Below are 24,109 nucleotides of genomic sequence, written 5' to 3' on the forward strand. Positions count from 1 at the left end.
GACAGTCAACCCCGTGATCTCCGAAGGGGGAGGTCGGATCGTGACGACCACCAGCTCCAAGGTTGCCATCAAGCCGCTCGAGGACCGCATTGTGGTCCAGCCGCTCGACGCCGAGCAGACCACCGCCTCTGGCCTGGTCATCCCGGACACCGCCAAGGAGAAGCCCCAGGAGGGCGTCGTCCTGGCCGTGGGCCCGGGCCGCTTCGAGAACGGCGAGCGCCTGCCGCTCGACGTCAAGACCGGCGACATCGTGCTGTACAGCAAGTACGGCGGCACCGAGGTGAAGTACAGCGGCGAGGAGTACCTCGTCCTCTCGGCTCGCGACGTGCTCGCGATCGTCGAGAAGTAGTTCACCGAAGTACCTGAGCACCTGAAGCAGATGCTTTGAGCTGCGCCCCGAGGCCCCTTCCGGGCGCCCCGGGGCGCAGTTCGTTCCACCCGATTTCCGAGAGGGCTGAACCGCTCCCATGGCGAAGATCCTGAAGTTCGACGAGGACGCCCGTCGCGCCCTTGAGCGCGGCGTCAACAAGCTTGCCGACACGGTGAAGGTGACGATCGGCCCCAAGGGCCGCAACGTCGTCATCGACAAGAAGTTCGGCGCCCCCACCATCACCAACGACGGTGTCACGATCGCCCGCGAGGTCGAGATCGAGGACCCGTACGAGAACCTCGGCGCCCAGCTGGTGAAGGAGGTGGCGACCAAGACCAACGACATCGCGGGTGACGGCACCACCACCGCCACCGTGCTCGCCCAGGCGCTCGTCCGCGAGGGACTGCGCAACGTCGCCGCCGGCGCTTCCCCGGCCGCCCTGAAGAAGGGCATCGACGCCGCGGTCAAGGCCGTGTCCGAGGAGCTCCTCGCGACCGCCCGCCCCATCGAGGACAAGTCCGACATCGCCGCCGTGGCCGCGCTCTCCGCGCAGGACCAGCAGGTCGGCGAGCTCATCGCCGAGGCGATGGACAAGGTCGGCAAGGACGGTGTCATCACCGTCGAGGAGTCCAACACCTTCGGCCTGGAGCTCGACTTCACCGAGGGCATGGCCTTCGACAAGGGCTACCTGTCCCCGTACATGGTGACCGACCAGGAGCGTATGGAGGCCGTCCTCGACGACCCGTACATCCTGATCCACCAGGGCAAGATCTCCTCGATCCAGGACATGCTGCCCCTCCTGGAGAAGGTCATCCAGGCCGGCTCCAGCAAGCCGCTGCTGATCATCGCCGAGGACGTCGAGGGCGAGGCCCTGTCGACCCTGGTCGTCAACAAGATCCGTGGCACCTTCAACGCCGTGGCCGTCAAGGCCCCGGGCTTCGGCGACCGCCGCAAGGCGATGCTCGGCGACATGGCCACCCTCACCGGTGCCACCGTCATCGCCGAGGAGGTCGGACTCAAGCTCGACCAGGCCGGCCTGGACGTGCTGGGCACCGCCCGCCGTGTGACGATCACCAAGGACGACACCACCATCGTCGACGGTGGCGGCAACTCCGAGGACGTGCAGGGCCGCGTCAACCAGATCAAGGCCGAGATCGAGACCACGGACTCCGACTGGGACCGCGAGAAGCTCCAGGAGCGCCTCGCGAAGCTGGCCGGCGGCGTGTGCGTGATCAAGGTCGGCGCCGCCACCGAGGTGGAGCTCAAGGAGCGCAAGCACCGTCTGGAGGACGCCATCTCCGCGACCCGCGCCGCGGTCGAGGAGGGCATCATCTCCGGTGGTGGCTCCGCTCTGGTCCACGCCGCCAAGGTGCTCGAGGGCAACCTCGACAAGCAGGGCGACGAGGCCACCGGTGTCGCCGTCGTCCGCCGCGCCGTCGTCGAGCCGCTGCGCTGGATCGCCGAGAACGCCGGCCTCGAGGGCTACGTCATCACCTCCAAGGTGGCGGAGCTCGACAAGGGCCAGGGCTTCAACGCCGCGACCGGCGAGTACGGCGACCTGATCAAGGCCGGTGTCATCGACCCGGTGAAGGTGACGCGCTCCGCGCTGGAGAACGCCGCCTCGATCGCCTCCCTGCTGCTCACGACCGAGACCCTGGTCGTCGAGAAGAAGGAAGAGGAGCCGGCGGACGCGGGCCACGGCCACGGTCACGGCCACTCCCACTGAGGCCGTTCGTAGCCGCTCGTAGCTGAGCACCGCTGATCACCGAGGCCCGGGGCCCCCGCGAGGGGGCGCCGGGCCTCGGTGTCGTCCGGGTGGTGTCCGGCCTCGGACGTCAGGCTTCGACGGCGCCGAGCTGGCCCATCAGACCGAGCTGGTCGTACTGCCACCACCCCTCGACGATCTTGCCGTCGTCGCGGAAGCGGTGGATGACCGTCCCCGTCATCGAGATCTCCCTGCCGGTCGCCTCGATCCCCATGAACTCGCCGGTGTGCGTGGCGTTCCAGGTCCAGCGGGTGCAGACCCGGTCGCCCTCCGCGATCTGGTCGTCGACGGTGAACGTGAACCTGAAGCCGCCGCGCCACTCGTCCAGCTCCCGCCGGACCGCGTCCATGCCGATGGCGTCCTGCGGATTGGTCGGGTCATGGTCGTGGTAGCCCTCGGCGAAGACCTCGTCCAGCGGTCCGAGCTCGCCCTCGGCGGCCGCCAGCTCGAAGAACCGCCGGGCCGTCGCCTTGTACAGCTGCTCGTCGCGCACGACGTCCAGGTCGGTGAAGGTCGGCATCTCGTCACAGAGCGCGACCATCTCCTGGAAGATCCGGTCGGTCTCGGGAAGCTGCGAGTTCCTCATCGCCACGTCGTACGAGGGGAACTCGACGATCTCCACGAAGTGGGAGGCGTCGGAGCGGTCCTTGGCGAGGATGCTGTGCGTGGCGGTGCGCTTGCCCTTGGTCTGCTCGACCCACTTGTCCATGAGCCGGTTCATGTCGTCGAACCGCTGAGTCTTGCAATCGATGATCTGTACGAATGTCATGGCGCCTCCCGAACCGGGTGGGACACCTCCATGCTAGGACGGTCCCTCCGGTCAGGCCGACCGCTCCAGGGCGGTCGGAAGCACGGCCTCCCGGAAGGGTTCGCCGCGCACGTACCGTTCCAGCTCGTCCAGCGCCTGGTCCGCCATCCGGTGCAGCTCGTTGCCGAGGGACCCCGCCACATGCGGGGTGAGCAGGACGTTCGGCAGCTCGTACAGGGGCGAGCCGGCCGGGGGAACCTCCGGGTCCGTGACGTCGAGGACCGCGTGCAGGCGGCCGGCCCGCAGGTGGGGGAGGAGAGCGGCCTCGTCGACCAGGGAGCCGCGGGCGGTGTTGATCAGCGTCGCTCCGTCCGGCATCGCCGCCAGCTGCGCCGCCCCGACCATCCGGTGGGTGGCGGGAAGTTGGGGGGCGTGCACGGAGACGATCGACGCGCGGGCGCACAACTCGTCCAGGGACACGAGCTCGACACCCAGCCCCCCGGCCTCGGCGGGCTCCACGTACGGGTCGTGGAGCAGTACCTCGAAGTCGAAGGGGCGCAGCAGCTCGATCACCCGCCGCCCGATCCGGGAGGCGCCGACGAGTCCGACCGTACGCCGGTAGTTGCCCCAGACCGTCGACTCGGCCGTCCATGCGTGGTCGGCGCGGACCTCCGCGTACCGCTGGGCGGCGTGCAGGACGCGTTTGCCGGCGAAGAGGATCGCGGCGAGCGTGTACTCGGCGACGGGCAGGGCGTTGGCCGCCGCCGCCGAGGTGACGGCGAGGCCCCGCTCCCAGCAGGCGTCGGTGATGTGGTGCTTGACCGAACCGGCCGCGTGGACGACGGCCCGCAGGCGCGGGGCGCGCTCCAGGACGGCGGCGGTCAGCGGCGGGGCACCCCAGCAGGTGAGGAGGACTTCCGCCTCGGCGAGCGCCGCGACGACCTCGGGGGCGGGGGTCGCGAGGTCGTGTGCGACCAGGTGGGGGTCGGTACGGGTGAGGGCGGCGAGCCGGGCGCGGTGGGCGTCGGTCAGCAGGCGCTCCGGGATGCCCGGGTCCATCGAGAGCAGGAGTGCCGGCCGGTTGTCAGTGGCGTGGTGCATGGTGGAACTCGTGCTCCTCACTTGACGCTGCCGGCGGTCAGGCCGGCCTTCCAGTGGCGCTGGAGGGAGACGAAGGCGACGACCAGGGGGACGACGGCGAGCAGGGACCCGGTGACGACGAGGGGGTAGAAGTCGGGTTCCGCGTGGGCGTTGCTGTTCCATGCGTACAACCCGAGACTCAGCGGGAAGAGCTTCTGGTCGGAGAGCATCACCAGGGGGAGGAAGAAGTTGTTCCAGATGGCGGTGAACTGGAAGAGGAAGACGGTCACGAACCCCGGCATGACCATGCGCAGACCGATCGACCAGAAGGTGCGCAGTTCGCCGGCGCCGTCGATACGGGCGGCTTCGAGGGCCTCGTCGGGGATGTAGCCGGCACTGAAGACCCGGGAGAGGTAGACCCCGAAGGGGTTGACCAGGACGGGGATCAGCACGGCCCAGTAGGTGTTGACGATGCCCACCTCGCTGGCGAGAAGGTACATGGGCAGGGCGAGCGCGGTGGTGGGGACGAGGACGCCGAGCAGAACGACGGCGAAGAGCTTCTCCTTGCCCCGGAAGTCGTACTTGTCGAAGGCGTAGCCCGCGGCGACGCTGATCAGCGAACAGACGACGGCGCCCAGGCCGGCGTAGAGCAGGCTGTTGACGTACCAGTGGAAGTAGATGCCGTCGTTGTACTCGGCGAGGCGGCTCAGGTTGCCGCCGAGGTCGAAGCCCTCGAAGGAGAAGGCGTTTCCGGCGAGCAGTCCGCCCGCGTCCTTGGTGGCCGCGGTCACCAGCCAGACGAGGGGGAAGAGCATGTAGACGACGGCGAGGACGAGCGCTCCGTTGACGGCGGTCTTGGAGAGCCAGGCGCTCTGGGGGCGGGGCCTGCTCATGCTGCCTTCTCCTTCCGGCGGCCGGTCAGCCGTGTGACGCCGAAGGAGAGCAGCGCGGCGGTCAGGGCGAGGAGGACGGAGGCCGCGGCCGCGAGCCCGTAGTCGTTGCGGTCGAAGGCCGCGGTGTACGCGTACATGTTCGGCGTCCAGGTCGAGGTGACGGCGGAGCCCGTGCCCTTGTTGAGGATCAGCGGCTCGGTGAACAGCTGCAGCGAGCCGATGACGGTGAAGAGACCGACCATCACGAGGGAGGCGCGGACGAGCGGGACCTTGATGCTGAAGGCGATGCGCCAGGAGCCGGCCCCGTCGACGGTGGCCGCCTCCAGGACCGAGCGGTCGATGGCCTGCAGGGCGGCGTAGAAGATCACCATGTTGTAGCCGAGCCATTCCCACAGGGCGATGTTGACCACGGAGGGGAGTGCTCCCCCGGGTGAGAAGAAGTCGAAGCCGATGCCGCCGGCCTCCATGGCCTCGACGACCGGGCTGAGTTGGGGGGTGTAGAGGTAGACCCAGATCAGCGCGGCGATGATCCCGGGGACCGCGTGCGGCAGGAAGAGCGCGAGCTGGAAGAAGCGGCGGGCGCGGGCGAGCGCGGAGTCGAGCAGCAGGGCGAGCCCGAGTGCCCCGGCGATCAGCAGCGGAATGTAGAACAGGCAGTATCCGAGCAGTACGCCGAAGCCCTCGCGGAAGGCCCGGTCACCCAGTGCCGCGGTGTAGTTGTCGAGTCCCGTGAAGACGGTCTCGGTGCCGCCGAAGCCCAGCCCCGACTGCTTCTCCGTGAACAGGCTGAGCCAGACCGCGTATCCGATCGGCACCACCATCACCGCGGTGAACAGGACGAAGAAGGGGGTCAGCAGGAACGCTGCGGCACGGGTGCGGGCCTTCACCGGGTCAGCCCTCGACCTTCAGGCCGCGCTTCTTCAGCTCGGCGACCGTCGCCTCGTGTCCGGTCCTGATCGCGTCGGCGATCGTGGGGCCACCCTTGGTGATCTTGCCGAACTGGTCCTTGATGGCGGTGTTGGTGGTGCCGGTGGTCGGACCCCAGGCCCAGTTCTGGCCGATGGAGGCGCCGGACCGCTCGAAGAGGGCGTAGATGTCCTGACCGCCGTAGTAGCTCGCGTCGAAGGCCTGCTTGGCGACCGGGCGGAGCGCGGTGGCGGCGGGGAAGGCGCTGGAGGTGCCGGAGGCGATACGGGCCTTGACACCGGCCTCGGTGGTGGACATCCACTCGGCGAACTCGACGGCCGCCGCCTTGTTCCGGCTGTCCTTGGTCACCGCGAAGGTGGAGCCGCCGAGCATGCCGCTGGCGGGCTTGCCGTCCCAGCTCGGCATGGGCGCCACCGCCCACTTGCCGTTCTGCTCGGGCAGGGTGCCCTTGAGGACTCCCGCGCCCCAGGAGGCGCCGAGGTAGCCGATGGTGGTGCCGTTCTTGAGCGAGCCGGTCCACTCGGGACTGAAGGAGGCGTTCTTGTGGACGAGGTCGGCGTCGACCAGGCCCTGCCAGTAGGCGGCGACTTTGGTGGTGGCCGGGTCCGTGGTGTCGATCTTCCAGGTGTCGTTCTCGGCCTTGAACCACTGGGCGCCGGCCTGCCAGGCCATCGCCTCGAAGGTGGTCGGGTCGTCCGGGAAGAAGGTGCCGATACGGGCCTTGGCGTCGGCCTTCCTCACCTTCTCCGCGGCCGCCTTGAATTCGTCCCAGGTCTTGGGGACGGCCACCTGGTACTTCTCGAACAGGTCCTTGCGGTAGAAGAAGGCCTGCGGGGCGGCGTCGAAGGGGACGGCCCAGGTCTTGCCGCCGAGGGTGGTGAGCTCCACCGCCTGTGGCAGCAGCTTGGCCCGGTCCGCCTCGGTGAACTCGTCGCCGATGTCCTGCAGGGCGCCGGAGCTGACGAACTCGGGGAGCGAGGAGTACTCGATGGAGACGAGGTCGGGCGCGTTGCCCGCCTTCACGGCGTTGGAGATCTTGGCGTAGCCGCCGGCGGTGCCGGAGGGGATCTCCTCGAACGTCACCCGGATGTTCTTGTGGGAGGCGTTGAACGCGTCCACCACGTCCTTGGAGCCCTTGGCCCAGCCCCAGAAGGTGATGGTGACGGGCTTGTTCGCTGACGATCCGGCACTGTCACCACCGCCGCCGCACGCCGTGAGAACGGCGAGGGCGGTGGCGGTGCCGGCTATGACACGGGACGTTCTGTTCCAAGTACGGCTCATGGCACGGCTCCTGGGGCGGCGGCACGGGGTGTGTGGCCGTGATCCTGCGACCGTCCATGACCGAAGTCAAGAGCGAAAGATTGATTGATCGAAAAAAGCTCACTTCGATCAGAGAGTGGACTGTGCGGCAGCCGCGGGGTCAGGAGGGGTCGGGCCCCACCACGGCCCCGCAGGAGGAGCGCACCCGGAGCCGGGGCAGCAGGCTCAGATGGCGCCGCGCCGCCTCCTCGTCGGGGGCCTGCGTCAACCGCTCCACCAGCAACTCCGTCGCGTGACGGCCCACCTGGCGCTTGGGCGGGGCGACCGCCGTCAGCGGGATGTCGGCGAGCGCGGCGACCTCGTCGTCGTACGCGATCAGCGCCAGGTCCTCGGGCACCTTCACGCCGAGGTCGGCCAGGCGCCGCACGATCTCGATCGCGTCCACGTCGTTGTGGACCAGGGCCGCGCCCGCCAGGCCGGAGGTGACCGCCTCGTGCAGGGCCCGTACCGCGCGTTCGAAGCCCTCCGGGTCCTGGTCGGCCGGCACCGACTCGATCACCGGTCCGGGCGCCTCCACGCCCAGGGCCCGCAGCGCCTCGGCGTATCCGGCGCGCACCGCGAGCGCGGTCGGGCTGTCCCCGCGGGCCACCAGCAACGGCGTCCGACGGCCCAGGTCCAGCAGGTGGCGCAGGGCGAGCAGGACGCCGTGGCCGTGGTCGGAGGCCACCCGGTCCAGGCCGTCGAGCGACGATCCGGGGGCGGCGCGGCGCTCGAGGAGGACGGCGGGTACGGGAAGTGCGGCCAGCCAGTCCCCGTACGAGAACCGGTCCTCCGGGCCGCGCCAGCCGGGCGCGACGAGCACGCCCTCGGCGCCGGCCGCGAGCAGGCCCTCGGTGCGGGCCCGGTCCTCCTCGGGGCGGTAGTCCGAGATACGCAGGATGAGCCGGGCCCCCGCCCGCGCCGCGGCCTCGTGCGCACCCCGGATGACCTCGGCGAAGTAGTACGTGGCGGAGGGCGCGAGCAGCCCGAGGACCAGGCCCTCGCCGGCGCCCGCCGAGTGGCCCGCGCCGCCCCCGGTGGCCGGGCGCTCCGGCCAGGAGACCTGGCCGTGCACCCGGTCGAGGAGCCCCCTGGCCGCCAGCGCCTCGACGTCCCGGCGCGCGGTGACGGGGGAGACCCCCAGCAGAACGGCCAGGTCGGAGACGCGTGCCGTGCGGCGCTCGCGCACCAGGGCCAGCAGACGGTCGTGACGTTCGACGGAACTCTCGCGCACGGCGTTCCTCCCCCTCGCGGTGTGGTGGTCCGGCGGGACGCCGCCCCGTCTCAGACCTTAATGCAATATGATCGAACGGCGGGAGTTTCGATCATTCGGTCCAGTCCATTGACGTTCGATCGAGCCGTGTTCATGATTCCGGGCGACGCCTCAGTCCGCCTCAGGGAGCATCATGCCCACGCCGCCCGAGAACCGTGAGCTCAGTCCGTTCACCGGCTGGACCCGCGCCCACTGGGAGGACCGCGCCGACCGACTCCTCCTCGCCGTACGCCCGTACGCCACGCCCCGCCACGGACTGATCGACCTGCCCGGACCCCGCCCCAGCTGGTCCGGCGTACGCTCCGACGGCCTCGAAGGCTACGCCCGCACGTTCCTCCTCGCCGCCCTTCGCGTCGCGGGCGCCCACGGCGACGACCCCCTCGGCCATCTCCCCCGCTACGCCGCGGGACTTGAGGCCGGAACCGAGGCGCCCGGCTCCACCGGGCCCGAATCCTGGCCCCTTTCGACCGACGTGCGTCAGGCCGTCGTCGAATCCGCCTCCGTCGCGCTCGCGCTGCGCCTGACCCGGCCCTGGCTCTGGGACGCCCTCGACGACCGCACCCGGCAACGCGCCGTCGACTGGCTGCTGCCCGCCCTCGCGCCCTCGCCCGTCGACAACAACTGGTGGCTCTTCGGCCTCACCGTCGCCGGCTTCCTCCAGGACGCCGGCGTCGAGACGGACCGCGCCGCCGCCGCCATCGACCGGTCCCTCGACCGCATCGAGCACTGGTACCTCGGAGAGGGCTGGTACAGCGACGGCGACAACCGCGCCTTCGACCACTACAACGCCTGGGCCCTGCACTTCTACCCCGTCCTGCACGCCCACCTCTCCGGCGACCAGGACCTCCTCGCCCGCTACGGCCCGCGGCTGCGCGCCCAACTCGACGACCACGTCCACCTCTTCGACGCCGACGGAGCGCCCCTCCCGTACGGCCGCTCCCTCATCTACCGCTTCGCCGCCGCGGCCGCCCCCTGGCTCGGCGCCCTCACCGGCCACACGCCGCTCACCCCCGGCGCCACCCGCCGCCTCGCCTCAGGCGCCCTGCGGCACTTCCTCGACCGCGGCGCCACCGACGAGCACGGCCTGCTCACCCTCGGCTGGTACGGCCCGCACCCACCACTCGTGCAGAGCTACTCCGGCCCCGCCTCGCCCTACTGGGCCGCCAAGGGGTTCCTCGGCCTCCTCCTCCCGGCCGGCCACCCCGTCTGGACCGACCGCGAGGAGCCGCTCCCCGCCGAGCGCGCCGACACCGTCCGCCCCGTCGCGCCGGCCGGGCTGCTCATCCATTCCACCGCGGGCGACGGACTCGTACGCCTCCACAACCACGGCAGCAACCATGTGGCCGCCCACGAAGCGGGCGGGGACGACGCCGGCTACGGCCGCTTCGCGTACTCCACCCGTACCGGACCGACCGCCCCGCCCGACCCGGCCGACAACCACTTCGCCCTGGTCGTCGACGGCCGGGTCACCCGGCGCGGGCCCGCCGTGCCCGTCTCCACCGGCCCCTGCTGGGCCGCCTCCCTGCACACCCCGCTGCCCGGCGTCCGGGTCGTCTCCGCGACCCTCGCGCACGGCCGCGCCGAGGTCCGCGCCCACCTCGTCCTGGGCGCCCCGGAGGGAACGCCCGTACGCCAGACCGGCTGGGCCACCACCCCCGAAGGCCCCACTGCCCAGCTCCACCCGGTCCACGGCTACCCACCGGCCGCCGACCCCGTCCCCCTCACCACCGGCGCCACTCTCCAGGGCCCGAAGACCCGCACCGCGGCCCTGCACTCCACCACCAGCGGCGCCGAGTCCCTCTTCGTGTCCCTCGCCTCCCTCACCGCCGAGCCGGACCCGGCCCCCGTCACCACCCTCGCGACCGTCCAGGTCAGCGGCCGTACCCTCCACGTGACCTGGCGGGACGGCACGACCGCACGACTCACCCTCGGCCCGGAGGATCACCCGGGCGTCGGCTAACACCCCCTACCTCGGTCCGTACGCGCGGCCCGCCCTGGAGGACACCCCTCCGAGCAGGCCGCGCGGCGCCAGCTTCACCACGCCCATCAGGGCCTTGTACCGGGGATCGGGGATGGAGAGCGTCCGGCCCCGCGCCAGGTCGGACAGGGCCGTCGCCACCAGCTTGTCGGCGTCCAGCCACATCCAGCGCGGGATGTTGTCCGTCCCCATCCCGGCCCGTTCGTGGAACTCCGTACGGACGAAGCCCGGGCACAGCGCCATCAGCCGCACTCCGCTGCCCGCCAGGTCCCGCGCCGCGCCCTGGGTGAATTGCACCACCCACGCCTTCGACGCGCCGTACGTGCCGCGCGGCAGGAAGGCGGCCACCGAGGCCACGTTCACCACGCCGCCGCGGCCCCGCGTGCGCATGGACCGGGCCGCCGCCGACGTCAGCCGCAGCACCGCCTCGCAGTGCACCGTCAGCATCTTCAGCTCGTCGGCCATGGGCACGTCCAGGAACTGGCCCTTGTTGCCGAAACCGGCGTTGTTCACCAGGAGGTCCACCGGCTGCCTGGGATCGGAGAGCCGGGCCTCGACCGCGGCGATCCCCTTCTCCTCGGCCAGGTCCGCCGCGAGGACCTCGGCCTCGACGCCGTGCCGGTCGTGCAGCTCGGTCGCCTGCTCCCGCAGCCTCTTCACATCGCGGGCCACGAGCACGACATCGTGCCCGTCCGCCGCCAGTCTCCGCGCGAACGCGGCCCCGATGCCCGCCGTCGCGCCCGTAATCAGTGCAGTCGTCATAGCGGCACGGTAGTGCCCCGCGCGAGCGCCACCGAGGCCAGTGGTGCCCGCGGACACGGCCGAGGTCGTGTCGGGCCAGGCGCGACTTCACGGACGCGGCCTAGGACGAGACCGGGGCCCCGGTTCCGTACTTCGCCGCGTGCGTGCGGGCGAGGGCGAGGAGACCCGGCTCCATCCACTCGGCGGCGGCCAGGGTGCTCGGCAGCAGCGCGCGGTCGGCCGTCGCGGCCCGGTGCATCAGCGCGACCGTGACCTCGTGGTCCGGCCGGCGCAGGACCGTCACCGGGTCGCCGGCCGCGAGCTCGCCCGGCTCGATCACCCGCAGCATCGCGCCCGGGCCGGCCGTCGACCGGGTGAAGCGCCGGACCCAGCCCTGCTCCTCCACGAAGGCGGCGAAGGTGCGACAGGGGATGCGGCTCCCGGTCACTTCGAGGACCACGTCCCGGCCGATCCGCCAACGCTCCCCGATCAGGGACCCGTTCACATCGAGCCCGAGGGTGGTGAGGTTCTCCCCAAAGGAACCGTTGGCCAGCGGCCTGCCCAGTTCGGTCTCCCAGAGGTCCATGTCCTCCCGGGCGAAGGCGTACACCGCGCGGTGGTCGCCGCCGTGGAAGCGCAGGTCGCACACCGCGTCCCCGGCGACCCCGCTCGCCCCGACGCCCCGCGGGCCCGGCGCCTCGACCCGTACCGGCCCTTCGACCGGACGCTTGTCGATACCCGTCGTCCCGGACGGGGCGTCGGTGTAATCCACGGCCTTGGCCCGGCCCGCATTCACGCTCAGCACCTTCATACCGGCACCTTAGAGGCCCAAAGCGGAGCGCTCTCAAAGCAGCGAACGACTATTGGCCGTGAATCCCAAGGTTCGCTTATGCTCGACCTATGATCGAGGCCCGTCATCTCCGCGTCCTGCGCGCCGTCGCCGCCACCGGCTCCTTCTCCGCCGCCGCGCGCGAACTGGGCTGCACGCAGCCCGCGGTGAGCCAGCAGATGAAGGCGCTCGAATCCTCCGCGGGCACGCCGCTGCTGATCCGGACCGGCCGGGAGATGCGCCTCACCCAGGCGGGTGAGGCCCTGGTCCGTCACGCCTCCGGGATCCTCGCCGGGCTGACGGCGGCCGAGGAGGAGGTGGCCGCCATCGCCGGACTGCGGGCGGGCCGCGTCCGCCTGGTCTCCTTCCCCAGCGGCAGCTCCACCCTGGTCCCCACCGCCCTCGCCGCGCTGCGGGCGGCGCACCCGGGCACCCGGGTCTCGCTGGTGGAGGCCGAGCCTCCGCGCTCGGTGGAGATGCTCCGGGAGGGTGACTGCGACGTGGCCCTCGCCTTCCGGTACGGAGCGGGCCCGGCCGAGTGGGACGACCTGGTGGTCCGGCCGCTGCTCGCGGACCGGCTCGTCGGCCTGGTGCCGGACGGACACCGGCTCGCGGACGCGGAGTCGGTGGGGATCGCCGAACTGGCCGGTGAATCCTGGATCGCGGGATGCCCGCGCTGCCGTCGCCAGCTGGTGGAGGTCTGTGAGGAGGCCGGCTTCACGCCGCGCATCGACTTCGCCACCGACGACTACCCGGCGGTGGTGGGGCTGGTCGGGGCCGGTCTGGGAGTGGCCGTCCTGCCGGAACTCGCCATCGAGTCGGTGCGGCCCAAGGGCGCGAGGACCGTGGCCGTGGAACCGGCCGTCGAACGCGAGATCGTCGCCCTCACGCTGCCCGATCTGGCTCAGGTGCCGGCCGTCGCCGCGACTCTGGACGAACTCTCCCGCGCGGCCACGCGCGCGTAACGCCGTTCAGGTGCGGGGCCGCCGTTCACCGGCGGAATCAAGGGGCCGGGCGGGGGCGTTTCCCGGCCCCGTTCTCTCGACTGCCGCGAACTGCTCTTCCCTTGCCGTGCAGATGCCGTGCAGAAACGTTCCTTCAGGCGTGTCCCACGCCTGCCGAACTCGATGCCGATGCCGTGGTCGATGGGCTGGCCGCCGCCGTGATCAGGCGATTTCGGGCACGTCCCATGAGCTCTTCGCGTTCGTCCTCGGTGAGGCCGCCCCATACGCCGTAGGGCTCCCGTACCGCGAGTGCGTGTGCCGCACACTCCGCGCGTACCGGGCACCGCATGCAGACCTCTTTCGCCGAGTTCTCACGCGCACTCCGTGCCGCGCCGCGCTCTCCCTCGGGGTGGAAGAACAGGGAGCTGTCCACCCCGCGGCAGGCCGCGAGGAGTTGCCAGTCCCACAGATCGGCGTTGGGTCCGGGAAGGCGGGAGAAATCTGCCATTGCGCTTGTCCCCTTGAAACCGTGTCGAACGGATAGGTGGGCGGGTGGATGGCTGATGGGGGCTGATGGGTGGGGGCCTTTCGCCCCCCGGGGTCTCGGCTACCCGCTCTCGCGGGATCGACCCGACCGTACAACTACTGTCTAAGTAGATGTAAATATGACTCATTGCGAATCTAGCCACAGACACCACAAAAAGGGAAGAAAACCCGCTAAATGGGGCATAGCTTCCGATGGTGGGCAGATAGGTCGCGTCGCTCTCCTCCGCGCACGCCTCCTCACGTAGAGTGCCGAAGGCGGCCGCCGACCCGTAACTCTTTCGAGTGACCGTCGTTGAGAGTGCGGAGGCGGTTGAAGGAACAAGCGCTCGGGCAGATGTCCGAGGGCGTCAACCGCACAGGTGACGATACGTACCAGCCCTGGAGGCTCAAGGTGACGCGCATCAGCTGCGGAGGGCGGCCATGACATCCGTCCTCGTCTGCGACGACTCCCCGCTTGCCCGAGAGGCGCTTCGCCGCGCGGTCGCGACCGTGCCCGGTGTGGAGCGCGTGACCACCGCCGCCAACGGCGAGGAAGTCCTCCGCCGCTGGGGTGCGGACCGCTCGGACCTGATTCTGATGGACGTACGCATGCCCGGTCTGGGCGGCGTGGAGACTGTCCGCCGGCTGCTGTCCGCGGACCCGGGCGCCCGCATCATCATGCTCACCGTCGCCGAGGACCTGGACGGCGTCGCGCTCGCGGTCGCCGCCGGGGCCCGTGGCTACCTGCACAAGGACGCCTCGCGCGCCGAACTGCGGGCCACGGTCACCCAGGCCCTCGCCGACCCGACCTGGCGCCTCGCCCCGCGTCGACTGCGGTCGGCCGAGATGGGCGCTGCGCCGACCCTCACCGCGCGCGAGATCCAGGTGCTCGAAGGTATGAGCCACGGCAGGTCCAACGCGGAGATCGGACGCGAGCTCTTCCTCTCGGAGGACACCGTCAAGACCCACGCGCGGCGCCTGTTCAAGAAGCTCGGCGCATCGGACCGCGCGCACGCCGTCGCCCTCGGCTTCCGCTGGGGTCTCGTCCGTTAGGGGGGTGCCCGTATCCCCGTCCGCCGTCGGCGGGCGGGGCGGCTCTGGTTTCGGGCCGTGACAGCGGCTCGAGTCCCCGCCGGGACAGGGGCTTGTGTCACTTACGCGCGGGATGCCGCATCCTTGAGGTGTGGAGTTCCTCGGGGACGAGTCGATCGAGCGGGAGGGGAGGGCGCAGGAGATGAGTTCCGGCGCACCTGCTCATAACGCTTCGGTGCACAACTACGGACGCGGTGCCGCGAATCCTCAGGCGTCGAGGCACCATGGAGCGATGCGCGACGACGAGACCGTGGGGTCCCCCATGCCCGCAGGGCAGGGTGAGATCGGCGCACTCGTCCACCGCGCCGTCGAGGGCGACGAGCAGGCGACGCACGATCTCCTGGCGCGCGTGCACCCGCTCGCCCTGCGCTACTGCCGTACGCGGCTGAGTCGCCTGCCCGGTGACGCTCGTCACTTCGTGGAGGACCTCGCGCAGGAGGTCTGCGTCGCCGTCCTGATGGCGCTGCCGCGCTACAAGGACACCGGCAGGCCGTTCGAGGCCTTCGTCTTCGCCATCGCCGGACACAAGGTCGCCGATCTGCAGCGGGCCGCCATGCGGCACCCCGGCTCGACGGCCGTGCCCTCCGACGAGATGCCGGAGCGGCCCGACGACTCGCTGGGTCCCGAGGAGCGCGCGCTGCTCAGCGACGACGCGGAGTGGGCCAAGAAGCTCCTCGCCAACCTCCCCGAGAACCAGCGCGAGCTGCTGGTGCTCCGGGTCGCGGTCGGGCTCACCGCGGAGGAGACCGGCCAGATGCTCGGGATGTCGCCGGGTGCGGTACGGGTGGCGCAGCACCGCGCGCTCAGCCGCCTGCGGGCACTGGCCGAGCAGTAAGGGTCGACGGGGGCCGGTGGCCCTCACGTACACGTATGAACGTACAAAGCTTCTCGGTGATCTTGATCGTGGAATGAGACACCGCCGTAGCCCGTTAGCATGGACGTCCGCACCGATCAAGGCCATTTGGGGAAGGTGTCATGACTGTCAACGTCGACGGAGTGCCCGAGAAATTCGCGACGCTCGGGCTGACCTACGACGACGTGCTGCTGCTGCCGGGCGCGTCGGAGGTGCTCCCCAACGCGGTCGACACCTCGTCCCGTATCTCCCGCAACGTCCGGGTCCAGATCCCCCTGCTCTCGGCGGCGATGGACAAGGTGACCGAGTCCCGCATGGCGATCGCGATGGCCCGTCTGGGCGGCGTCGGCGTGCTGCACCGCAACCTCTCCATCGAGGACCAGGCCAACCAGGTCGACCTGGTCAAGCGCTCCGAGTCCGGCATGGTCACCGACCCCATCACGGTGCACCCGGAGGCGACGCTCGCCGAGGCGGACGCCCTGTGCGCCAAGTTCCGCATCAGCGGTGTCCCCGTCACGAACCCGGACGGCAAGCTGCTGGGCATCGTGACCAACCGCGACATGGCCTTCGAGAGCGACCGCAGCCGTCAGGTCCGCGAGGTCATGACGCCGATGCCGCTGGTCACCGGCAAGGTCGGCATCTCCGGCGTCGACGCCATGGAGCTGCTGCGCCGCCACAAGATCGAGAAGCTGCCGCTGGTCGACGACGAGGGCGTGCTCAAGGGTCTGATCACCGTCAAGGACTTCGTCAAGGCGGAGAAGTACCCGAACGCCGCCAAGGACGCCGAGGGCCGCCTGCTCGTCGGTGCCGCCGTGGGCGCGAGCCCCGAGGCGCTGGAGCGCGCCCAGGCGCTCGCCGCCGCCGGGGCGGACTTCCTGGTCGTCGACACCTCGCACGGCCACAACAGCAACGCCCTGAGCTGGATGGCGAAGATCAAGTCGAGCGTGAACGTCGACGTGATCGGCGGCAACGTCGCCACGCGTGACGGCGCGCAGGCGCTGATCGACGCCGGTGTCGACGGCATCAAGGTCGGCGTGGGCCCCGGCTCGATCTGCACCACCCGCGTGGTCGCGGGCATCGGCGTCCCGCAGGTCACCGCCATCTACGAGGCTTCCCTCGCGGCCCGGGCCGCCGGTGTCCCGCTGATCGGCGACGGTGGTCTGCAGTACTCCGGCGACATCGGCAAGGCGCTCGCCGCCGGCGCCGACACCGTCATGCTCGGCAGCCTCCTCGCGGGCTGTGAGGAGTCGCCCGGCGAGCTGCTCTTCATCAACGGCAAGCAGTTCAAGTCGTACCGCGGTATGGGCTCGCTCGGCGCCATGCAGTCCCGCGGCCAGGGCCGGTCGTACTCGAAGGACCGCTACTTCCAGGCGGAGGTCAGCTCCGACGACAAGCTGGTGCCCGAGGGCGTCGAGGGCCAGGTGCCCTACCGCGGCCCGCTGTCCAACGTCCTGCACCAGCTCGTCGGCGGTCTTCGTCAGACCATGGGCTACGTCGGCGCCGCCACCGTTTCGGAGATGGAGTCCAAGGGCCGCTTCGTGCGGATCACCTCGGCGGGCCTCAAGGAGAGCCACCCGCACGACATCCAGATGACGGTCGAGGCGCCGAACTACAGCAGGAAGTAGCGCGCGGCAGCGAGGGGCGGTTTCGGCATGTGGCCGGAACCGCCCCTCCCGCTTGTGTCGGGGATACTGGTAGGCGCAGACATAGAGGGAAAGGCCACACATCGTGACTGAGATCGAGATCGGGCGCGGCAAGCGCGGCCGCAGGGCGTACGCGTTCGACGACATCGCCGTCGTACCGAGCCGGCGCACCCGGGACCCGAAGGAGGTCTCGATCGCCTGGCAGATCGACGCCTACCGCTTCGAGCTTCCCTTCCTGGCCGCCCCCATGGACTCGGTCGTCTCGCCGCAGACCGCCATCCGCATCGGTGAGCTGGGCGGCCTGGGCGTGCTGAACCTCGAGGGCCTGTGGACCCGGTACGAGGACCCGCAGCCGCTGCTCGACGAGATCGCGGAGCTGGACGAGGCCGCCGCGACCCGCCGTCTGCAGGAGATCTACTCCGCCCCGATCAAGGAAGAGCTGATCGGGCAGCGGATCAAGGAGGTGCGCGACTCGGGCGTGGTCACCGCGGCCGCGCTCTCCCCGCAGCGCACCGCGCAGTTCTCGAAGGCCGTCGTCGACGCCGGCGTGGACATCTTCGTCATCCGCGGCACGACGGTCTCCGCCGAGCACGTCTCCGGCGCCGCCGAGCCGCTGAACCTGAAGCAGTTCATCTACGAGCTCGACGTCCCGGTCATCGTCGGCGGCTGCGCCACGTACACCGCGGCCCTGCACCTGATGCGCACCGGCGCCGCGGGTGTCCTGGTCGGCTTCGGCGGCGGCGCGGCGCACACCACGCGCAACGTGCTGGGCATCCAGGTCCCGATGGCGACCGCGGTCGCCGACGTGGCCGCGGCCCGCCGCGACTACATGGACGAGTCCGGCGGCCGGTACGTCCACGTCATCGCCGACGGCGGTGTGGGCTGGTCGGGCGACCTGCCCAAGGCGATCGCCTGCGGCGCCGACTCGGTGATGATCGGCTCCCCGCTGGCCCGCGCCACGGACGCGCCGGGCAAGGGGCACCACTGGGGCATGGAGGCCGTCCACGAGGACGTGCCGCGCGGCAAGCTGGTCGACCTCGGCATCGTCGGGACGACCGAGGAGATCCTCGCGGGCCCGTCGCACAGCCCCGACGGCTCGATGAACTTCTTCGGCGCGCTGCGCCGGGCGATGGCGACGACGGGCTACAGCGAGCTCAAGGAGTTCCAGCGCGTCGAGGTCACGGTCGCGGACGCGCAGCACAAGCGCTGACCCGTTCGGCCGTACGCGTACGAGAGGGGCCCCGCACCATGTGGATCTGGTGCGGGGCCCTTCCCGTGTCCCGTGTGGCCCCCAGCGGCTTTCGGCGGCTTTCGGCGGTTTCGGCCGCTCTCAGAGGCGGTGCGCCGCACCCGCCGGGGTCGCTCCCCTGGTGTCGAGGAGCAGTTGGGCCTTGACCGCCAGGCCCTGGAGGTCGTAGGTGCGGTGGTGTTGCAGGAGGACCGTCAGGTCGGCGTGGGCGGCGGCCTCGTAGAGGGAGTCCGCGCGGGGCACGGGGAGGTCGCGGACGCGCCAGTCGGGGACGTACGGGTCGTGGTAGCTGACCACGGCTCCCAGGTCCATCAGGCGGCGGGCGATCTCGTCGGCTGGGGAGCTCTCGCGGTCGGCGAGATCGGGTTTGTACGTGATGCCGAGCAGAAGCACCCGGGCGCCCCGGGCCGACTTTCCGTGCTCGTTGAGGAGGGTCGCGCAGCGCTGGACGACGTACTGCGGCATGCGCTCGTTGACCTGGCTCGCCAGCTCGACCATGCGCAGCGGGCGGTTGGTGCCGACCACGTCGACGGGGACGCCGTGGCCGCCCACACCGGGCCCCGGCCGGAATGCCTGGAAGCCGAAGGGCTTGGTCTCGGCGCAGCGGATGACGTCCCACAGGTCGACGCCGAGTTCGTGGCAGAGCACCGCCATCTCGTTGACCAGGGCGATGTTGACGTGCCGGAAGTTGGTCTCCAGGAGCTTGACCGTCTCGGCCTCGCGCGGGCCACGCGCGCGTACCACCTTGTCGGTGAGCCGGCCGTAGAAGGCGGCGGCGGATTCGGTGCAGGCGGGGGTGAGGCCGCCGATGACCTTCGGGGTCCCGGCGAAGCCGTGGGTGCGCCGGCCGGGGTCGAGGCGGCCAGGGGAGTACGCGAGGTGGAAATCGCGGCCCGCTCGCAGGCCGGAGCCCTCTTCGAGGAGGTCGCGCAGCACGCCCTCGGTGGTGCCGGGCGGGACGGGGGACTCCAGCAGGACCGTCGTGTGGGGGCGCAGCCGGGCGGCGAGGGCGCGGGCGGCGTCGGCGACGCCGGTGAGGTCGAGGGACCGGTCCGGCCCTGGCGGGGTCGGGGCGCAGATGACGGCCGTGCGGACCCGTCCGAGCTCGGCCGGGTTGGTGGCGGGCCGGAAGCCCCCCGAGAGCATCCGGCGGATCTCCGACGCGGTGAGCGAGCCGTCGACGGGCGGGCGGCCGGCGGCGAGTTCGGCGACGGGCCGTGGGTCGGTGTCGTAGCCGACGGTGTCGATGCCGACGGCGATGGCGGCCTGGGCGAGGGGGAGTCCGTGGTGGCCGAGGCCGATGACGGCGAGATCAGCGGGCATGAGGGTGGGCCGTCCTTCCCAGTAGCCGGAGGGGACGAGACGCGCAAGCCCGGTGGACAGAACGGGTCGAGCGCAATGTCAGACTAGGCGTAAATATGACCGATATGCCGCATTGGGGAGTCGAAGGTCGCCGAGTGTTATCCACAGGCGGTGGCTGAAGTCGGAAGGCCGGGACAGAATCGACCCTGTGAGCCCGACCACACGGGGGGACGACGGGAGGCAGCGGTGAGGACAGCGAAACTGGGACCCGCCGAGCGCGCGGAAGCGCTCGCGGCGATGGCCGAGCGTGAACTGGACGTGCTGGTCGTGGGCGCCGGCGTCGTCGGCGCCGGAACCGCCCTCGACGCGGTCACCAGAGGGCTCTCGACCGGTCTCGTGGAGGCCCGCGACTGGGCGTCCGGCACGTCGAGCCGGTCGAGCAAGCTGATCCACGGCGGCCTGCGCTATCTGGAGATGCTGGACTTCGCGCTGGTGCGGGAGGCCCTGAAGGAGCGCGGACTGCTCCTGGAGCGGCTCGCGCCCCATCTCGTGAAGCCGGTGCCCTTCCTCTATCCCTTGCGGCACAAGGGCTGGGAGCGGCTGTACGCGGGCTCGGGCGTCGCGCTGTACGACGCGATGTCGGTCTCCTCGGGCCACGGCAGGGGCCTGCCCGTCCACCGCCACCTCTCACGGCGTCACGCGCTGCGCGTGGCGCCCTGCCTGAAGAAGGACGCCCTGGTGGGGGCTCTGCAGTACTACGACGCCCAGATGGACGATGCCCGCTTCACCGCCACTCTGGTGCGCACCGCGGCGAGTTACGGAGCGCTGGCCGCCAGCCGCGCACGGGTGGTCGGCTTCCTGCGCGAGGGGGAGCGCGTCGTCGGCGCCCGGGTGCAGGACGTGGAGGCGGGCGGAGAGTACGAGATCCGCGCCAGGCAGATCGTGAACGCGACCGGGGTGTGGACGGACGACACCCAGGCCCTCATCGGGGAGAGGGGGCAGTTCCACGTACGGGCGTCGAAGGGCATCCATCTGGTGGTGCCCAAGGACCGGATTCACTCCACCACCGGACTGATCCTGCGGACCGAGAAGTCCGTGCTGTTCGTGATCCCGTGGGGCCGGCACTGGATCGTGGGCACCACGGACACCGACTGGGACCTGGACAAGGCCCATCCGGCCGCCTCCAGCGCCGACATCGACTACCTGCTGGAGCATGTGAACAGCGTCCTGGCCGTCCCGCTCGGCCGGGACGACGTGCAGGGCGTCTACGCGGGGCTGCGCCCGCTGCTGGCCGGCGAGTCGGACGCCACCAGCAAGCTCTCGCGCGAGCACACCGTCGCCCACCCGGTCCCCGGCCTGGTCGTCGTCGCCGGCGGGAAGTACACGACCTACCGGGTCATGGCCAAGGACGCCGTCGACGCCGCGGTACACGCACTCGACCAGCGGGTCGCCGACTGCGTCACGGAGGACGTCCCCCTCATCGGCGCCGAGGGATACCGAGCGTTGTGGAACGCCCGGGCCAGGATCGCCGCGCGGACCGGTCTCCATGTCGTACGGGTCGAGCATCTGCTCAACCGCTACGGAGCCCTGACGGACGAGATCCTGGAGCTGATCGCCGCCGATCCGGGGCTCGGCGACCCGCTGACCGGCGCCGACGACTATCTGCGCGCCGAAATCGTCTACGCCGCCTCGCACGAAGGGGCTCGGCACCTGGACGACGTCCTGACCCGGCGGACCCGGATCTCGATCGAGACGTTCGACCGGGGGACCCGCAGCGCACGGGAGTGCGCCGAGCTGATGGCACCGGTCCTGGGCTGGGACCACCACCAGATCGACAAGGAGGTGGAGCACTACGAGAAGCGGGTGGAGGCGGAGCGTGAGTCGCAGCGGCAGCCGGACGACCTGACGGCGGACGCGGCGCGGCTCGGAGCACCGGACATCGTGCCGATCTGACCGGCCGGACTCCTGGGCTGAGCCGGCCGGCCTCGGAACGCCGGCCGGCTGTCTGGCCAGGCGGAAAGGGGGCGAGGAGGGAGTGGGGAGAGGAGAAGTCGCCCGTCGGCGAGGGTCGTTGGCGGGCGGGTGCGGCATCCTGTTCCTGCGGGAGGGGAACCTTCGAGGGGTGACTGCGCGTCCGGTGGCGTGATGGGGAGCGCTTTCTCCAGGGGCCGTCCTCTCGGAGTGCGGACCCGGGATCCGCATCGGTCCCGGGGTGAGAGACAATGGGCTCTCTTCCAGGGCGGGTTACCGCATCGCGCGGGAAGCGGCAGCGCGGGCGAAGATCAGGGATCGCAGAGGGGACGCATGTCGGAGGCGGAGCAGTCGCGGGACACGGCGCGGGACCCTCGGCGGGACGCCGGCGCGGGTGCCGGAACCGACGGCGACCGAAGTGTGGTTCCAGCGGCCCGTGAGGCGGAGCCGGACGCGGAGTCCGGCCCGAAGACGGACACCAAGAGCGACGCGGAAGGTGCCGGAGACGGCGCCGCCGACCGCGTGATCCGGCCCGGTTCCGGGTCGGATTCCAGGACGGATTCCCATTCCGGGGCCGGGGCGGGAGCCGCGGACGGCGGATCGGGGAAGGCGCCCGCTGCGACGGAGCCGGAGGACGCGCCGCCCGTGAAGCCGAAGGCCAAGGCCGCGGCTGCCGGGCGCCCCGCGAAGACCGGTGCCGTGCCGACCACCGAAGGGCGGTTGCTCGCCGGGCGCTACCGCCTCGACGGGGTGCTCGGACGCGGCGGCATGGGCACGGTGTGGCGCGCGGTCGACGAGACTCTCGGGCGTACCGTCGCCGTCAAGGAGCTGCGCTTCCCCAACAGCATCGACGAGGACGAGAAGCGACGCCTCATCACTCGGACCCTGCGCGAGGCGAAGGCCATCGCCCGGATCCGTAACAACGGCGCCGTCACGGTCTACGACGTCGTCGACGAGGACGACCGGCCGTGGATCGTCATGGAGCTCATCGAGGGCAAGTCCCTCGCCGACGCCATCCGCGAGGACGGCACGCTGACGCCCCACCGCGCCGCCGAGGTCGGCCTCGCGATCCTCGACGTGCTGCGCTCGGCGCACCGCGAGGGCATCCTGCACCGCGACGTGAAGCCGTCCAACGTCCTGATCGCCGAGGACGGCCGCGTCGTCCTCACCGACTTCGGCATCGCCCAGGTCGAGGGCGATCCGTCGATCACCTCCACCGGCATGCTCGTCGGCGCGCCCTCGTACATCTCGCCCGAGCGGGCCCGTGGTCACAAGCCCGGCCCGGCCGCCGACATGTGGTCGCTCGGCGGCCTGCTGTACGCGAGCCTCGAGGGCAGCCCGCCGTACGACAAGGGTTCGGCGATCGCGACGCTGACCGCCGTGATGACCGAGCCCGTCGACCCGCCCAAGAACGCCGGGCCCCTGCTGGAGAAGGTCATCTACGGCCTGCTCGCCAAGGACCCCGCGCAGCGGCTCGACGACGCCGGCGCGCGGGTGCTGCTCAGGGCCGTGCTCGACTCGCCCGCGCCGGTGGCCGAACCGGAGCCGTCGCCGGAGGCCACGCGGGTCGTTCCGCTGCCGCCGCTGCCGGCCACGCCGCCGTTCGCGTCCGTGCCGAAGGAGAAGCCCGTCGAGGCGGCCGCAGAGCGGGTGCGCGGCGCGCTGAAGTCCGTGCGGAACGCGGCCGCCGCGGTGAAGTCCGAACAGAAGGCCAGGCCGAGGCCGGAGCCGCTCCAGGGAGGGAACCGGCCGGCGCAGCCGCGGGCCTCGCTCACCGACGTGGTGCCGCGCCGCACCCTGGTGATCATCGCCGCGGTCGTGGTCCTTGCCCTGCTCGGCACCATCCTCACCGTCGCGCTCGGCGGCGGCGAGGACGGGACGGGCAACAAGGGCGGGGGCAAGGGCACCGGGGACAAGGTGACCTCGGCCGGTGCCACGGCCGGCAACGGCGACAGCGACGGTCAGCAGCAGGGGCAGACGCCGAGCGACCCCGGTCAGCAGGGTGGCGAGAAGCCGGGCGGCACGGGCGAGCAGAGCGGTACGCCGTCCTCGACGCCCAGCGCCGGCGGTTCGGACGCCGGCGGCACGCAGCTGCCCGCCGGATACGTCATGGTGACCAACGACCGGTTCCACTTCTCCATGGCGATGCCGGCGACCTTCAAGCTCAACGCCATCGCGGGCCGGAACTCGGGCGGGATATTCAACGCGAACGGCGGCTTCCCGCGCGTCCAGGTCGACTTCAACAGCAACCCGAAGGACGACGCGCGCAGCGCCTGGGCCGCCGCCGTGGCCGGGGTGGCCGCGTCCAGCAACGGCTACAAGACCATCGGCATCAGGACCGTCTCGTACAAGGGTTATCCGACCGTCGCCGACTGGGAGTTCGAGCGGAACCAGAGCGGCATGCGGGTCCGGATACTCAACCGCGGATTCAAGGTGGACGCCCAGCGCGGCTACTCCATCATGATCAGCTGTAAGGCGGACGAGTGGGACGCCGCGGCGTGCAAGACGCTGCGGGACACGGCGTTCGCCACGTTCAGCCCCAAGGACTGACCGGCGCCACGTATCGTGAGAGTACGCGGACCGTACGCAGCCGAACAGAGCCGTTAACTGCACCGGACCGGACCGGA

The 24,109-nt window shown here is 71.1% G+C and carries 20 protein-coding genes; 10 read left to right on the plus strand and 10 right to left on the minus strand.

The window, feature by feature from the left end; genetic code table 11:
* Positions 1-40: 40 nt before the first annotated feature.
* Together groES and groL are read left to right on the plus strand one after the other, a co-directional pair.
* A complete protein-coding gene (gene groES, locus IE136_RS18470) occupies positions 41-349 on the plus strand; it encodes a co-chaperone GroES (protein WP_010471835.1) in 309 nt (102 codons plus the stop codon).
* A gap of 118 nt (positions 350-467) precedes the next feature.
* Complete coding sequence (gene groL, locus IE136_RS18475; RefSeq protein WP_158989489.1) at positions 468-2,096, plus strand: chaperonin GroEL; 1,629 nt, start codon at positions 468-470, stop codon at positions 2,094-2,096.
* Between the two features lie 109 nt (positions 2,097-2,205).
* Here groL and IE136_RS18480 read toward each other — a convergent pair whose 3' ends face one another.
* From IE136_RS18480 to IE136_RS18505, 6 genes are all read right to left on the minus strand, one after another.
* A complete protein-coding gene (locus IE136_RS18480) occupies positions 2,206-2,904 on the minus strand; it encodes an ester cyclase (RefSeq protein WP_189600880.1) in 699 nt (232 codons plus the stop codon).
* Positions 2,905-2,955: 51 nt separating this feature from the next.
* On the minus strand, positions 2,956-3,984 hold the full coding sequence (locus IE136_RS18485; RefSeq protein ID WP_158989493.1) for a hydroxyacid dehydrogenase: 1,029 nt from the start codon (positions 3,982-3,984) through the stop codon (positions 2,956-2,958).
* Positions 3,985-4,001: 17 nt separating this feature from the next.
* On the minus strand, positions 4,002-4,856 hold the full coding sequence (locus tag IE136_RS18490; RefSeq protein WP_158989495.1) for a carbohydrate ABC transporter permease: 855 nt from the start codon (positions 4,854-4,856) through the stop codon (positions 4,002-4,004).
* Positions 4,853-5,743 carry a carbohydrate ABC transporter permease gene (locus IE136_RS18495; protein ID WP_158989497.1) on the minus strand — a complete coding sequence of 297 codons (891 nt, stop codon included), beginning with the start codon at positions 5,741-5,743 and terminating at the stop codon, positions 4,853-4,855. The genes IE136_RS18490 and IE136_RS18495 overlap by 4 nt, the downstream gene beginning before the upstream one ends.
* A gap of 4 nt (positions 5,744-5,747) precedes the next feature.
* Positions 5,748-7,064 (minus strand): ABC transporter substrate-binding protein, encoded by a 1,317-nt coding sequence (locus IE136_RS18500; protein WP_158989499.1) that lies wholly within the window; start codon positions 7,062-7,064, stop codon positions 5,748-5,750.
* 139 nt (positions 7,065-7,203) lie between these two features.
* Positions 7,204-8,316 carry a substrate-binding domain-containing protein gene (locus IE136_RS18505; RefSeq protein WP_158989501.1) on the minus strand — a complete coding sequence of 371 codons (1,113 nt, stop codon included), beginning with the start codon at positions 8,314-8,316 and terminating at the stop codon, positions 7,204-7,206.
* A 172-nt stretch (positions 8,317-8,488) separates the two neighbouring features.
* Between IE136_RS18505 and IE136_RS18510 the strand changes: the two genes are divergently transcribed.
* Positions 8,489-10,315, plus strand: a complete 1,827-nt coding sequence (locus IE136_RS18510; RefSeq protein WP_158989504.1) for a DUF2264 domain-containing protein — start codon at positions 8,489-8,491, stop codon at positions 10,313-10,315.
* 6 nt (positions 10,316-10,321) lie between these two features.
* Here the strand turns inward: IE136_RS18510 and IE136_RS18515 are convergent, their stop codons facing one another.
* A complete protein-coding gene (locus IE136_RS18515; RefSeq protein WP_158989506.1) occupies positions 10,322-11,095 on the minus strand; it encodes an SDR family NAD(P)-dependent oxidoreductase in 774 nt (257 codons plus the stop codon).
* Between the two features lie 100 nt (positions 11,096-11,195).
* Positions 11,196-11,885, minus strand: coding sequence for an MOSC domain-containing protein (locus tag IE136_RS18520; RefSeq protein ID WP_158989508.1), 690 nt, complete (start codon positions 11,883-11,885; stop codon positions 11,196-11,198).
* A gap of 89 nt (positions 11,886-11,974) precedes the next feature.
* Between IE136_RS18520 and IE136_RS18525 the strand changes: the two genes are divergently transcribed.
* Entirely contained in the window at positions 11,975-12,868 is an 894-nt protein-coding gene (locus tag IE136_RS18525; protein ID WP_158989510.1) for a LysR family transcriptional regulator, read from the plus strand.
* Between the two features lie 133 nt (positions 12,869-13,001).
* On the opposite strand, the gene IE136_RS18530 is transcribed toward IE136_RS18525, so the two are convergent.
* Entirely contained in the window at positions 13,002-13,355 is a 354-nt protein-coding gene (locus IE136_RS18530) for a WhiB family transcriptional regulator (protein WP_189600881.1), read from the minus strand.
* A gap of 458 nt (positions 13,356-13,813) precedes the next feature.
* Here IE136_RS18530 and IE136_RS18535 point away from each other — a divergent pair, with 458 nt between their 5' ends.
* The 4 genes from IE136_RS18535 to IE136_RS18550 all read left to right on the plus strand — a co-directional run bounded on the left by IE136_RS18535 (position 13,814) and on the right by IE136_RS18550 (position 18,170).
* Positions 13,814-14,425, plus strand: coding sequence for a response regulator transcription factor (locus IE136_RS18535; RefSeq protein ID WP_003948568.1), 612 nt, complete (start codon positions 13,814-13,816; stop codon positions 14,423-14,425).
* Between the two features lie 271 nt (positions 14,426-14,696).
* Positions 14,697-15,299 carry a sigma-70 family RNA polymerase sigma factor gene (locus tag IE136_RS18540; protein WP_158989514.1) on the plus strand — a complete coding sequence of 201 codons (603 nt, stop codon included), beginning with the start codon at positions 14,697-14,699 and terminating at the stop codon, positions 15,297-15,299.
* A 140-nt stretch (positions 15,300-15,439) separates the two neighbouring features.
* Positions 15,440-16,942, plus strand: a complete 1,503-nt coding sequence (gene guaB / locus IE136_RS18545) for an IMP dehydrogenase (RefSeq protein ID WP_158989516.1) — start codon at positions 15,440-15,442, stop codon at positions 16,940-16,942.
* 103 nt (positions 16,943-17,045) lie between these two features.
* The gene (locus tag IE136_RS18550) at positions 17,046-18,170 is read left to right on the plus strand and encodes a GuaB3 family IMP dehydrogenase-related protein (RefSeq protein WP_158989518.1); all 1,125 of its coding nucleotides are present in this window, start codon (positions 17,046-17,048) and stop codon (positions 18,168-18,170) included.
* 120 nt (positions 18,171-18,290) lie between these two features.
* Here the strand turns inward: IE136_RS18550 and IE136_RS18555 are convergent, their stop codons facing one another.
* Positions 18,291-19,532, minus strand: a complete 1,242-nt coding sequence (locus tag IE136_RS18555; protein ID WP_158989520.1) for a nucleotide sugar dehydrogenase — start codon at positions 19,530-19,532, stop codon at positions 18,291-18,293.
* 225 nt (positions 19,533-19,757) lie between these two features.
* Between IE136_RS18555 and IE136_RS18560 the strand changes: the two genes are divergently transcribed.
* Together IE136_RS18560 and IE136_RS18565 are read left to right on the plus strand one after the other, a co-directional pair.
* The gene (locus IE136_RS18560; RefSeq protein ID WP_158989522.1) at positions 19,758-21,464 is read left to right on the plus strand and encodes a glycerol-3-phosphate dehydrogenase/oxidase; all 1,707 of its coding nucleotides are present in this window, start codon (positions 19,758-19,760) and stop codon (positions 21,462-21,464) included.
* 351 nt (positions 21,465-21,815) lie between these two features.
* Positions 21,816-24,032, plus strand: a complete 2,217-nt coding sequence (locus IE136_RS18565) for a serine/threonine-protein kinase (protein ID WP_189600882.1) — start codon at positions 21,816-21,818, stop codon at positions 24,030-24,032.
* Positions 24,033-24,109 lie beyond the last annotated feature (77 nt).

It is taken from the genome of Streptomyces lateritius, from assembly GCF_014649715.1.
GTDB lineage: Bacteria > Actinomycetota > Actinomycetes > Streptomycetales > Streptomycetaceae > Streptomyces > Streptomyces lateritius.